This window comes from Gracilibacillus sp. HCP3S3_G5_2, assembly GCF_052063305.1.
Lineage (GTDB): Bacteria > Bacillota > Bacilli > Bacillales > Amphibacillaceae > Gracilibacillus.
On sequence record NZ_JBQHXU010000004.1, the window covers coordinates 122,626 to 135,539 of the forward strand.

Annotated in this window: 12 protein-coding genes; all 12 read right to left on the reverse strand. The window is 39.7% G+C overall.

The annotated features are described in order from the left end of the window. Positions 1-19: 19 nt before the first annotated feature. The 12 genes from ACTNEP_RS07685 to ACTNEP_RS07740 all read right to left on the reverse strand — a co-directional run bounded on the left by ACTNEP_RS07685 (position 20) and on the right by ACTNEP_RS07740 (position 12,905). Positions 20-1,009: a PfkB family carbohydrate kinase gene (locus ACTNEP_RS07685; RefSeq protein ID WP_441161236.1), complete on the reverse strand. Its 990-nt coding sequence runs from the start codon at positions 1,007-1,009 to the stop codon at positions 20-22. Further along, positions 1,006-1,650: a bifunctional 2-keto-4-hydroxyglutarate aldolase/2-keto-3-deoxy-6-phosphogluconate aldolase gene (locus ACTNEP_RS07690; protein ID WP_441161237.1), complete on the reverse strand. Its 645-nt coding sequence runs from the start codon at positions 1,648-1,650 to the stop codon at positions 1,006-1,008. Before ACTNEP_RS07690 ends, ACTNEP_RS07685 begins: the two co-directional genes overlap by 4 nt. Then, the gene (locus ACTNEP_RS07695; RefSeq protein WP_441161238.1) at positions 1,647-2,339 is read right to left on the reverse strand and encodes a rhamnogalacturonan acetylesterase; all 693 of its coding nucleotides are present in this window, start codon (positions 2,337-2,339) and stop codon (positions 1,647-1,649) included. The genes ACTNEP_RS07690 and ACTNEP_RS07695 overlap by 4 nt, the downstream gene beginning before the upstream one ends. Beyond that, positions 2,339-3,433 carry a glycoside hydrolase family 88/105 protein gene (locus ACTNEP_RS07700; protein WP_441161240.1) on the reverse strand — a complete coding sequence of 365 codons (1,095 nt, stop codon included), beginning with the start codon at positions 3,431-3,433 and terminating at the stop codon, positions 2,339-2,341. The genes ACTNEP_RS07695 and ACTNEP_RS07700 overlap by 1 nt, the downstream gene beginning before the upstream one ends. A gap of 5 nt (positions 3,434-3,438) precedes the next feature. Further along, positions 3,439-5,007, reverse strand: coding sequence for a glycoside hydrolase family 43 protein (locus tag ACTNEP_RS07705; protein WP_441161241.1), 1,569 nt, complete (start codon positions 5,005-5,007; stop codon positions 3,439-3,441). Then, complete coding sequence (locus ACTNEP_RS07710) at positions 5,007-6,491, reverse strand: glycoside hydrolase family 28 protein (protein ID WP_441161242.1); 1,485 nt, start codon at positions 6,489-6,491, stop codon at positions 5,007-5,009. The genes ACTNEP_RS07705 and ACTNEP_RS07710 overlap by 1 nt, the downstream gene beginning before the upstream one ends. 11 nt (positions 6,492-6,502) lie before the next feature. Further along, entirely contained in the window at positions 6,503-6,814 is a 312-nt protein-coding gene (locus ACTNEP_RS07715) for a cupin domain-containing protein (RefSeq protein WP_441161243.1), read from the reverse strand. Continuing rightward, on the reverse strand, positions 6,814-8,025 hold the full coding sequence (locus tag ACTNEP_RS07720) for an MFS transporter (protein WP_441161244.1): 1,212 nt from the start codon (positions 8,023-8,025) through the stop codon (positions 6,814-6,816). Before ACTNEP_RS07720 ends, ACTNEP_RS07715 begins: the two co-directional genes overlap by 1 nt. 3 nt (positions 8,026-8,028) lie before the next feature. Next, complete coding sequence (locus ACTNEP_RS07725; RefSeq protein ID WP_441161245.1) at positions 8,029-9,162, reverse strand: hypothetical protein; 1,134 nt, start codon at positions 9,160-9,162, stop codon at positions 8,029-8,031. Positions 9,163-9,184: 22 nt separating this feature from the next. Beyond that, positions 9,185-10,063 carry a carbohydrate ABC transporter permease gene (locus ACTNEP_RS07730; RefSeq protein ID WP_441161246.1) on the reverse strand — a complete coding sequence of 293 codons (879 nt, stop codon included), beginning with the start codon at positions 10,061-10,063 and terminating at the stop codon, positions 9,185-9,187. Between the two features lie 79 nt (positions 10,064-10,142). Then, complete coding sequence (locus ACTNEP_RS07735; RefSeq protein WP_441161247.1) at positions 10,143-11,105, reverse strand: ABC transporter permease; 963 nt, start codon at positions 11,103-11,105, stop codon at positions 10,143-10,145. Between the two features lie 249 nt (positions 11,106-11,354). Next, entirely contained in the window at positions 11,355-12,905 is a 1,551-nt protein-coding gene (locus tag ACTNEP_RS07740) for an extracellular solute-binding protein (protein WP_441161248.1), read from the reverse strand. Positions 12,906-12,914: the final 9 nt, after the last annotated feature.

Sequence of the window (12,914 nt, forward strand, 5' to 3'; positions counted from 1 at the left end):
CCATTCCTCCTTGTAATCGTTATCTGTTAATTTCCTGATTTATACTTGTACGGAATTGTTCCACTTCCTCAGCAGAAAACAGATTGCCATCTCCTCTAATTGTATGCTTGAGCACAGCATTTGCAGTTGCGAAGGAGACAGTATTTTCCGCTGACCAATTATTTAGATATCCATAGATGACCCCTGCTGCATAGGCATCCCCCCCACCAATACGATCCACTACAGGATCGATCTCATATTCGATTGACCGCGCTAAACAACCTTTCATAAACAAGTTTCCTAGCAAGAAATGCTTGGATGCTGATTCTACATTCCTCGTTGTAGATGCTAACAACACAATATTTGGATATTTATGCTGGATGTTTAGATAATACGCTGTTAAATCATCTTGCTGTTCAAGGCCTAATAGATGAAGGGCATCTAGATCATTACAAAAGGCAATATCCACAAAAGGCAGGATCTCCTGGATCACGCCACTTGCTTGCTCTAGCGACCAAAGCTTGGACCGGTAGTTAAAATCAAAGCTAACCTTAATCCCTCTATCACGGGCTTTCTCCATTGCTTCTTGTGTTATCACTTGTAGCTCTTTCGATAATGCGAGTGTAATTCCTGTTGTATGAAACACATCCACCTCTTCTAACAGATGATCCCAATCTATTTCATCAGACCTGATAGTCGCAAAACTAGAAAACTTACGATCATAGGTTACTTGACTTGTACGGTTTCCTATCCCTGCTTCGACAAAATAGATTCCTAATCGGTCACCGCCATAGATAAGCGCATCTGCTTCTACACCATTTGCCTGTAGATACCTTGCACATGCCTTACCAATATTATTTTCCGGTACTTTTGTCATGTATCTAGTGGTGATGCCCAGGTTTGCCAACGAAACAGCGACATTTGCTTCTGCGCCACCATAATAAAAATCAAAGTGATTAGCTTGGTGTAGACTGCTCGCTGGATCTGTTGTTAATCGCATAAGCATTTCACCAAAAGTTAAGACTCTCATACACTTACCTCTCTTGACCTTGTCATGTATTCCTTCGCCAGTTCCGTAATTTTCTGATAGTTTCCTTCTTTAGCAGGGGCTACCAGATTACCACCAACCCCAACTGCTACCGCACCATTTCTCAGCCATTCCTGGATATTGTCTAAACTGACACCACCTGTTGGCATCATGTTCGCTTGAGGAAGAGGGCCGTGAACCGCTTTGATAAAACTTGGACTTATATTGCTTCCGGGGAAGATCTTAACAATATCTACTCCTACTTCCATTGCTTCTTTCACCTCTGTAACGGTTAAACAGCCTGGGAAATATGGAACTTGATACAAGTTACATAGTTTGGCAGTCTCCAAGTCAAACGAAGGTCCGACAATAAATGATGCACCTGCAAAGATAGCTTCTCTTGCCGTGTACACATCTAATACGGTACCCGCGCCAATGGTTACCTCCTTATCATCTAGATAATCTGCTCGCAATCGTGCAATAGCATGTTCAACGTTTGGTATAGAGTAGGTTAACTCAATTTGCTTCATGCCACCTGCAATACAGGCATCGGCAACTTTTATAGCTTGCTCGATTGATTCGGTCCGGATAACTGCAACTACCTTCTGTTGTGCCAGATTCTGTAATACATCTAATTTCTTCACTGATTCACCTCATTTCGTTGTACATGTGCAGCTAAAGGATGTTTTAAACGAATTAACTCTTTTACAAATAACCGGCAATGCTGATGTGCTCCTCGTTCATGTAGATGAGTATCGTCCTCTTGTCCATCAGGATATGCTGCATACTCGCCCGGTTGCAACCTCATAAACCACTTTTTGGATTGCTCAGCTCCTTGTGCTTGTAACGCTTCTCTAGTAAGAGTAAGCATATCCACACAATCGACACCTTCTTTTCGAGCAAGCTCCCTGACAGCCTGTGGATAATCACCATGTGTTTCTTCTAAATGACCCTTTTCATCAAAATGTCTGCGCGCTATCGAAGTTAATAAGATAGGGATAACTCCAAAAACTCTTGCACGCCGAATAAAGAAACGTAGATTATCCTGGTAACTCGTAAAAGGCTTTGTTGCCCGTTCTTCATCTCGCTTTTGATCATTATGACCAAACTGAATCAGTACATAATCGTCTCTTTGAAACTCCTGTTCGATTGCAGCCCAGCGACCTTCTGTGATAAAAGATTTTGTACTTCGACCTGATGCAGCATAATTACGTACTATTATCTCGTCGGTGAAATAATAGCTGAGCGTTTGTCCCCAACCCATCTGTGGATATCTATCTGCTTCGAATATTGCCATTGTTGAATCTCCAGCTAAAAATAACTGTGTTGGCATCAGTTGCCCTCTTTTCCGATCTCTAGTTGTACACTGGCAAGTACAAAAGCACCAACACCGTGCAAATCGTTCGTACTTGTCTCACGATGGACATAATAATCATAGGTGCCAATGGAAGTACCGATGCAAATATCTTTTAATTGGAAACGACCGTCAGCATCTACGTTGACTTTATGATCGATCAGACCTTGATAAGCTTTCTCTGCTTTAGCACGATAAGATGAATCGATATACCCCATGTTGACCGCTTTGGCAATCAAATAGGTGAATAAACAAGAGCAAGAACTTTCTAAATAATTGTCAGGGTAATCCTTTTTATCGACTACCTGATACCATAGCCCAGTTTCCTCATCCTGGTATGTTATTAACGCATCAATTAGCTCTTGAACAACTTGCTTTAATTCTGCTCGTTTTGGATGATCGTCCTCCAGCATTTCAATAAAATTAGTGGTTACCATTGCATACCAGCCTAATGCCCGCCCCCACACTTCCGGTGCATGGCCTTTCTCAGTTGCCCAAGATGTTTGTTTACTTTCGTCATATCCATGGTAGTAAAGACCATTTTCTTTCTTTGTGTTCTTGCGCATTAACCGCTCCTGTTCCATCACTAAATCGGTTAGCTCTGGCTCGTTAAACAGCTGGCCATAGCGAATCGTAAACGGACCTGCCATATATAAACCATCGAGCCACATTTGATAAGGATATTTATCCTTATGCCAGAAACCACCTTCTTTTGTTTTATTTAATGTATTTAAGAGATTTCTTAGCTTGGAAGCAGCAATTTTATAACGTTTATCCTTTGTTTTCTCATATAACGGTAATAGTAAAAGACCAGGTTGAATCGCATCTAATTCGCTTCTGGCAAAATAAAAATTACCTTCTTCATCTACTAATTTATCTACATATTCCTTATAATAATTAAAATACTTTTCTTCCCCAGTGTATTTATATATATCCTGCATGCCACACAGAAACACGCCTTGATGGTAATGCCAACGATCTGCTGGTGGTAATTTCACTGGTTCATACTGAGCCATTAATGTATCACATGCTTTTTTCGCCCAATCCAAGGCTGATAATTGTTTTACTGGCAACTTTCTCACTCCTCTAGTCCGTGATATTCAAACCAATCAAAGTCAGCATGATTGGATGTTGCTTTTCCATTTCCGGAACAATACATTCCGATATATGCTCCGACAAACCCATCAGCAACGTCTGTACTTAAAATTCTGCCATCAACATTTTCCGCTAAAATTCGCCAATTAAAAGGCTTGGTTGTATAAAAGAATGAATAGTCTTGGCCATAAGCTTCTACTTTTAAATACAGCTTATCTTTATCCACTTGTTGTTTCACAAGGGCTTCATCCTCACCTGCTTCTCGTCTAATTAAACGTATGAACGTTTGATCCCCTTCTAAAAACACTTCTACACGGAATTGAAAGTGATGATTTTGTAACAAAACCAGGCCGGCACTTTCATGTTCTGTTTTCGGTTCAAACTCCATCACTGTCTGAGCGAAGAAATTGATATGCTGCTGTCTTCTACCAATAAAAGCAGGGTTTTCTTCTTCCATGATTGTTTCTGGTTTCGCTTTCAACCGTAAATAACCAGGACGTTCGGTAAGTGACCAAAATTCGCCACGAGGCGTTCGTAAAAAATTCCAACGATAGTCCAGCTGCTCTGCCTCAAATGAATCGGAATGTGGTAATGCTGGCCATTTATACTCTGGGAGACTAGGAAATGCCATCTCTGGTTCGATGATGCCTTTTCCAGGGTTAACAATCGGCCAACCGTCTTCCCATATAAATGGTACTAGAAAGGTTTCACGCCCAAGATTGCGATAATAACCGCCATATGGCCTTGATGCTAACGCAACCATCCACCAATCACCATGCTGTGTTTCCACAATGTCAGCATGCCCGACATTTACAATCGGATGATTGTTACCTAAATGGCGATGGGTTAAAATCGGATTGGTTTCTGTCATCTCATATGGCCCTGTAACCTCTTTACTTCTAGCGATCGTGACTGCATGTGTATGACCTGTTCCGCCTTCTGCTATGATTAAGTAATACCAGCCATTAATTTTATATAAATGTGGTGCCTCTTGTGCATGAGCATTTTTTAATGCACCATCCCATAAGCTGTATTTCGGTCCAACTAACTGCTTTTTCTCTAAATCTAGTTCTTGTAACCAAATTTCATTATGTTTTTTATACTTTGGGCCTGATGGTGGCTTTCGATTACCGGTGTAATAGACTTTACCATCGTCATCAAATAGTAAGGATGGATCAATCCCTGGTGCATCCTCTAACCAGTTAGGATTTGACCATGGCCCTGCTGGATCGGTAGCTGTTACATAAAAATTACGTCTTGCCCCTGTTTTACTCACCACAAAGGTGGTAATCATGTAAAACACACCATCATGATAACGAATCGTTGGTGCATAGATACCTCTTGAATTGGGTGTTTGATCTAAATTAAGCTGCTCTGGACGATCTAGCACATGACCGATTTGCTTCCAGTTGACAAGGTCTTTACTGTGAAAAATCGGGACACCCGGAAAATATTCAAAGCTTGAGGTAACGAGGTAATAATCTTCTCCTACACGACAAATCGAAGGGTCTGGGTAAAATCCGGGTATAATTGGGTTTTTAAATGTTTTCATTATATTTCACCTGCTTTTTGTAGATAATTATCGTCTCCGGTAATATGCAGTTCTTCTGTATCCTTATAGACAAGAAGTGGTTCTTGTTCATGTTGATTAGTGGAGATTAATTCCTCAATCTTAATTCGCTTGGCATGATCTAATTGAAGAGCTGGCCCTTTTCTGGCCTTCACTTCTACATGGTGGAAACGTACATCCTCAACATATTTTGCCAAAATACCTTCACCAGCCATTTCAATTACTTCACGAACCATATCAGGTTCTCCGCCAGGAATCGTTTCGTCTAGAGTCATTTCCAGTGTGACATGCTCTACCTTAATCTTTCTTACTGGCATTTCTGGTAACCCATAGATAAAACCTGCTGCTGCCCGACAGTTTCTTGCCGTAATATGACTAATAGTAATTTGCTCCACTATAGGGGTTTTTTCTGTTACAGGGACAGGAGTAGCATCTAGTAGTTCCGGATTGCTTTTACTTACGCCATGACGGTAAAACGAATTAATTGCTATTGGACAAAGAACGTTATCCATCATAATGTTATGGACTAAGATATTGCGAATGTAGCTTCCACGCTCCCGATTCGTTTTGATTCGGATTCCACGATCTGTCCCGTCAAATATACAATTAGATACCGTAATATTTTCAATCCCGCCGGAATTCTCACTACCAAATACGACACCGCCATGTCCATGATGCATCGTACAATTGGTTACAGTGACATTTTTAGTTGGCACTCCATAATAACGACCGTCTTGGTTAATCCCTGACTTCAAAACGACACAATCATCTCCAACATCAAAATGACAATTTGCAACTCTGACATTCTGACAGGAATCAATATCCAATCCATCACCATTCGGCGTATCTGACGGGTTCTGGAATGTTACATTCTCAATCGAAACATTATTACAAAAAACAAGATGGGTATTCCAAAACGGTGAATTTTTCACGGTAACTCCTGAGATGGTGACATGATCAGCTTCGAAAAATTGAATGAGAGGTGGCCGCAAAAATTGGGACGGCCACTCTACCAAATTAGTATCAGCCGGTTCAGTAAATGTTTTATTTGCTTCAGCAATCTCCTTTGTCTTAGGAGATTGATAATGTTCACCTTTTCTTAATTGCTTGTTCACCTGCCACCAAGCCCTGCCGTTCCCGTTGATTATGCCGTCACCTTTAATTGCTACATTTGTTATATTGTCACCAAAGATTAGTGGCATAAAGCCATGGCAAACATAACCAGACCAACGGGTTTTCACCACTGGATAGCGCTCAAAATCATCAGTAAAGGATAGTTCTGCACCAGCATCAAGATACAAGGTCATGTTACTCTTTAAAGCAAACGGCCCTGTATAATAGGTTCCAGCTGGAATATAGATAGTACCACCGCCCGCTTTTTCACAATCATCAATCGCCTGCTGAATCGCCTGTGTACTGTCATTGTTTCCTTGAACTTGATATTCTTTGACATTGAATAAAGTCATGTTATTCACCCCTAATCTAATAAATCTTCTCTTAATGGGGTGAATACATCTAACAGTTTACTTTTTGTCAATGCCTTCACTCCATGTATAGCATTAGACGGGATATGGAGCGAATTCCCCTCTTCCACTATGATTTCCTTTCCATCAATATGAAAAGCTAGCTTTCCTTCTAAACAATAGGTTAATTGTTCATGTGGATGACTATGTGCGGAACCTTCTGCCCCTTCTTCAAATAAAACTTCCATCATCATTAACTGATCTCCTGGCTCATGTATTTTTCGTGTAACTCCTGGTTCTGCCTGTTCCCACTGGTTAACAGCCATTATGACTCCCCCTTTAATTTTATGATCATCGGTAAAATGAGCTGAATTGCCATCGTTAACATAATGACATAGGCAACCGTACTCGTATCAATTCCACTCGCAAAAAACATAAACACGACAATCCCTAACCCGCGACCAACATTGATAATCGTTTCTCTCAGGACGACCGATTCAACTCGAAACTCCGAGCCGAGTGGAAGGCGATCAATCCATTGATAGTAATATGCTGCATATGCATTCGCTTGTAATGGTTTAAACATATTTTGCGTGATCATAAACAAAATCACACTCCAAATCGCTATCTCCCAGGCTAAGAAAGTTGCTGAGATGAAGAAACCTATTGCTGCGATCCATAAGTATTTTTTAGTTTGTTCAATATCGGCAAACCTGGAAATAATATAACTTGCCAGTATCGAGACAGCTAAAAAACTGGCATTCAAGTAACCTACTACACCCTCATCCTCAAAGATGCTATATATCAGAATTGGCGGAATATACATGAGAATCCCCTGAGGAAAACCGATAATAAACCATCCCGTTAAAGCATGCCGAAACGCTTTTTTGCGTTCCATAATCTGACCTAAATATTTCATGTAATAGTTCCGGTGACGAATCGATTCCTTCTTAATACGGAAACTACCGATCGTTGCCATCAAAAACATCAAAAAAGCGATAGAAAAAACAATCAGGTAACCGGATAACCCTGCGGACAAGCCGATAATAAACCCAGCGAGTGCTGGTGCAATTAGATTGGTCGAGCCCATCACTATCTGGTTCCAGCCTAAATAGCGGTGACGGTTTTGATCTGATGAGACTTCATGAACAATCGTAAAATAGGCTACCCAATAGAGCCCTTGAGCTATCCCACGCAGCAATGCAAATAAATAAAAATAATGGACAATTTCTTCCTGCACAATAACGATAAGCAAATAAAAAATAGCAGTCATCAATATCCCGTAACGATATATTGTTGTTCTGCCTTTTTTCTTGGACATTTTCCCAATAAAAAATGTTGTTGCGGCTTGCGAAAGAATGGCAACTAGATTGTAAATACCATTCACCCATAAACTATTGGTCAGTCTCCATAAGTATAAATTGACAAAAATAATCGATAATGATCCGCCGAACTGAAAAATCGCATGATTAATTAATATATTGACTGCGTGTGAAGACAAACGCTTTTCCTTGTCTAGTTTCATTGATCGAATCAAGCTTTACACTTCTTTCTGTTCGCTGATTTTCCCCTCTGACCACGCTTCCCAGAAGTTTATCGGGATAAGATTCGGTTGTTTTTGCCAGAGTTGATGAAGCTGTTGCCGAATGAGTGTTGCTTGTGTCGTAGCATTCATATCACCTTCTTTAAGACCAAGTCCGAGTTCAATCGCTTCAGGCATGTTCGGATAATATTCCCCTTGTTTCACTTGGGCAACATTTGGCGCTTTTGGTGAATGAGCCATTTCTCTTGAAAAGGCACCGTCCTTCTGCTTTAACCTTTCCATGTTGTTAATGGATATCTCGGATATTTCCTTTAGTTCAGCATCAGAAATATCCGGTTTGATATAACTTAATAGGTCAATCGGATTGCGAATATAGCACATATCTACCGCTTCTTCTGTCCTTAAGCATTCGAGAATTGTCTGGTAGATACGCTCCTGATTTGGTATCGGGATTTGGTATCTCCTGTAAAAGGTATGCAATTTAAAGGTGCCTGATATACGAACATACAGTGTACCCTCGCCCCATAGGCCCGTTTCCGGATCCTGCTTTTCAGCTAAATAAGCAGTGAAAGCCTTGACATATTTTTGTTGTGTTACGTCATCCATTTGTGCAAAATATACGGTAGACGAAGCAAGCAAATCACAGCCCCTCCAGCTGTTGCACAGGTCAATGCTGTCCCACTTTTCCCGGTACGAGGATAATGATTTTGTGTATTCTGGAGCTACTTTTTTCTCTATTGGTAAGGAATACAATGGTTCCTCTCCTAATCGCTTAAGGCTGTTCTGTGCATAATGAAGTGCTCGGTGCACCATTACTTCATCTTTTTTCATATTAGTATCGTCATCATAGAAATAGCCGGTGGCAGCATCCTGTCTCATTTGAAAAAAAGCAACCATTTTCTTTTTGATTGTTTGCGGCATTTTTTCTAAAAGCTGATGCCTCTGTAGAATATTGATGGCTTGGGAGGTGGACTCGATGTCCGGTGCAAACCGATCATCGAGCACAGAGCTTCTAGCGTAATAAAACCCTCCTGTATATGGATCAAATTGTCCTGATAACCAGGAAAATACCCCATCAAATAAACGATCCAACCTGTCACTTGCTACTTCACGCCAGTTTGCATTTGTCATAAAATACACCTCTTGAAAGAAATTAGCCTTTTACTGATCCTAACAGCGCTCCTTTCGCAAAATATTTTTGCAAGAATGGGTACACTAAAAGTACCGGAACAGTAGCAACTACAATCGTCGCCATTTTTACTGTTACCTCTGGAGGCGGAACATCCGAATACGCCTCGGCATCGTAATTCATTCCACTTGCTAATACGACAATTTGCCGTAACAATACCTGAACTGGCCATTTATCCGCATCTGCTAGGTAAAGAATTGCATGCATATACGTATTCCAGTAGGTTACTGCATAGAATAAGGAAATCGTCGCAATTGCTGGTAATGAAATAGGGATAATAATGCGAAACAGTATACTAAAATCATTTGCCCCATCGATTTTAGCTGACTCTTCCAAACCTTGTGGCAGATTCATAAAGAAACTACGCAAAATAATCATATTGAATGCATTAATCGTAACCGGAACAACTAAGGACCATAAGGAATCTAGTAACCCTGTTTGTTGAACGACTAAAAATGTCGGGATCATCCCACCGTTAAATAGTAAGGTAAAGACAATTAAAAAATTAATTACACGTCTTCCTACCAGATCCCTTCTTGAAAGTCCATATGCTGTTAAGGTGGAAAAGAACATACTCCATAGTGTCCCACCTACTGTCACAATCACCGATACACCTAACGCTCTGAAAATTGTATCAGTGGAGAATATATATCGATATGCTTGTAAGGAAAATTCTGTTGGAAATAGTAGAAATTTTGTTCTGGCAATTTCCGCGCTTGTTGCAAAAGAACTCCCTACTACATGAATAAAAGGAAGTACGGTAATTATCGCTAAAAGCGCTAACAAGAAATAATTAAAAAAATCAAAAACCCTGCTGCCTGCAGAAATTCGTTGTTGTGCCATTTTTTCACCTCACCTATTGTTGTCTATATGGAATAAAAATCAAAGTGTCCGATCTGGATCTCTTCGTATACATATCCCCTTAATAAATACCTTCTTCATTGAACTTCTTCGCTAACCAGTTAGCAAAGACCACCATAACAAGCCCTACAGCTCCTTTAAAGAAACCTACTGCAGTACTGTAACTGAATTGACCTTGCTGCAGACCGGCAACATATACATACGTATCAAAAATTTCAGCGACATTACGGTTAGAGGAGTTAAGTAATAAATAGACATGTTCAAAACCTAACTCTAAAACATCTCCTATTTTTAAAATCAAGAGGACAATAATAACGTTACGGATCGCTGGTAAAGTAATGTGCCACATTTGACGGAAACGGTTGGCACCATCCATTCTTGCAGCTTCATATAACTGCGGGTCTACTGCTGTGATCGCTGCCAAAAAGATAATCGTTCCCCATCCGGCTTCCCGCCAGATAACTTGTAAAATGTACATCGGCCTGAACCAATTTTCATTTAAAAGGAAATTAATCTTTTGAAAGCCCATCGCTTCTAAGACAGCGTTTACAATACCGCCATCTAATGTCAGCATTACATAAGTGATCGATACAATTACAACCCATGACATAAAGTGCGGGATATAGATCAAAGTCTGCACACCGCGTTTGAAAAAGCTATGCCTTACTTCATTCAGCATAAGTGAAATAATGATCGGAATCGGAAAAAATATAAATATTTGTAGTCCAAACAAAATCAACGTATTTTTAAAGATCATCCAGAATTCCTGGCTTGTAAACAACCGGTTAAAATGCTCGAACCCAACCCATTCACTTCCCATAATTCCAAGGTACGGCTTATAATCCTGAAAGGAGATGATTAACCCATACATCGGTAAATATTTATAAATGAGAAAGTAAATTAATCCCGGGAGAATCATCAAATAAATCATTTTATTCCGTTTGACTCTTCGCCATACTTCGGAACGTTTTATTCTCTTGATTTGTTTTGCTTCTTCTTTAGCAGATAGTGTCGTTGTTTCCATAAGCAGAATCCTTTCTTTTCAAATTCGATTATCATTTTTGCCTTAACAAAATCCTACGTTATAGATTGTATAACGTAAATAATCATTATCTTACGAGTTGCCAGTAATGTTGCAGAATAGCTTTTCCTGTTTCTTTTTTGTTGAAAACAAGCAACTAACATAACATAATGATCATCTCCTTCTCATACAACCATACAGATGTGGGACGGGCCCTTAAAATGATTTATTTTAAGAGCCCGTTTACAACTATCATTCTGATGCATTAAATTCTTCGATAATGGCATCTCCGCCTTGAGATTTCCAATTTTCTACTGCATCATCAAATCCTTGTTCATCAAGCTGTCCCAGAATATAATTATAAGTTGCATCTGTAATAATTTCTTGTAGTCTAGCACCATCATTTACAAATGTTTCAGAATAAAGTGGTACTGCTGGATTTTCAATTAAATAGTTTTCATTTTCTTTGAATAATTCTTCAGACTTCGCTTTAGGTTCATAATCGAAATACCCTTCATAGCGGCCATTTGTTTCCGGTTCACCTATTTCAATAGCCTGATAAGGTTTTACTTCTCGATCAAATAATGATTGATCCTCTGTCGGCAGTGCACTATCTTCAACTACTTCATAATGCTCCCCTTCAATACCCCAATAAGCATAGTTCATTACTTCCGGTGTCATTAATTGATCAAAGAAGCCTAATAATTTCAGCAACTGTTCTTCTGTTTCAACAGAGCTTTTCGGGAACATCATTAAACTACCATAACCTGGGATTGCCCAAATACCAAATTCCCCGTGTGGACCTTCCACATAGTTATGCACATCTAATTCTACATCTGGATTAATTGCTACTGCATCATTATAAAGACTGTTAACATCACCCATTGAACCTACATATATACCTGCAGTACCGTTTACAAAGAATTCTTGCTGATCTGTTTTACTTGTTACAGGAAAGTCTTGATTAATGTATCCGTTTTCATGCATTTCTCTAAAGAATTCCATCGTTTCTTTATATTCATCGAACATAAACTCTGGTAACAGCTGCCCATCTTTCTCGCCCCATTCATTCGGTGTACCGAACCAGGAAGCTACTGTTTTGAAAGCACCATAAATTAAGTCACTACGATCTGTAACACCAAAGGTATCATTTTCCCCATTACCATCAGGGTCATCCTCTGTAAATGCTCTTGCCATCTCCATAAATTCATCTGTTGTAGTTGGAGCTTCTAATCCAAGATTATCCGCCCAATCTTTACGATAGATAATACCTTGTCTTGATAATGGACGTCCTTGATATAATGTGTATAAATTGCCATTTATTCGCGTATTATCAAGTACATTATCTTTTAGTTTAGATAAATTCTCGAACTGATCTAAGTATTGACCAACTTCCCAGAACTGTTCATCTTCCATTGCGTCACGGAACTGAATGAATGTTGCTTGGTTTTTCAAAAATACTGCCTCAGGTAAGGAATTAGTTGCAAATGCAGTATTTAAGCGGTCTTCATAGTTATTATCTGGTACCCATTGAATTTCAATCTCCGTATTAGTTGCTTCCTCAATTCTTTCTAATACCTTCTCATTAGGTACTTCTGGTGTGTGTAAGTTTGCCATGATGGTGAATGAAAACGGCTCATCCGAATCTTCATCTCCTTCTGTATCCGTTGTATCTTCTACAGAAGAGTCATCAGCAGCATTATTGTCACCACCTTCTGTCGTACTATCACTACTACTACATGCAGCTAATAATACAATTAATAGTAGCAACATGATGCCCATTAGCTTTTTCCAACTACTCAAATTAACCAC

Excerpts from the sequence above, each read along its gene's own strand:
- ACTNEP_RS07685 (WP_441161236.1), bottom strand. The coding sequence starts at position 1,009 with ATGAGAGTCTTAACTTTTGGTGAAATGCTTATGCGATTAACAACAGAT.
- ACTNEP_RS07695 (WP_441161238.1), bottom strand. The coding sequence starts at position 2,339 with ATGCCAACACAGTTATTTTTAGCTGGAGATTCAACAATGGCAATATTC.
- ACTNEP_RS07705 (WP_441161241.1), bottom strand. The coding sequence starts at position 5,007 with ATGAAAACATTTAAAAACCCAATTATACCCGGATTTTACCCAGACCCT.
- ACTNEP_RS07710 (WP_441161242.1), bottom strand. The coding sequence starts at position 6,491 with ATGACTTTATTCAATGTCAAAGAATATCAAGTTCAAGGAAACAATGAC.
- ACTNEP_RS07715 (WP_441161243.1), bottom strand. The coding sequence starts at position 6,814 with ATGGCTGTTAACCAGTGGGAACAGGCAGAACCAGGAGTTACACGAAAA.
- ACTNEP_RS07725 (WP_441161245.1), bottom strand. The coding sequence starts at position 9,162 with ATGACAAATGCAAACTGGCGTGAAGTAGCAAGTGACAGGTTGGATCGT.
- ACTNEP_RS07730 (WP_441161246.1), bottom strand. The coding sequence starts at position 10,063 with ATGGCACAACAACGAATTTCTGCAGGCAGCAGGGTTTTTGATTTTTTT.
- ACTNEP_RS07735 (WP_441161247.1), bottom strand. The coding sequence starts at position 11,105 with ATGGAAACAACGACACTATCTGCTAAAGAAGAAGCAAAACAAATCAAG.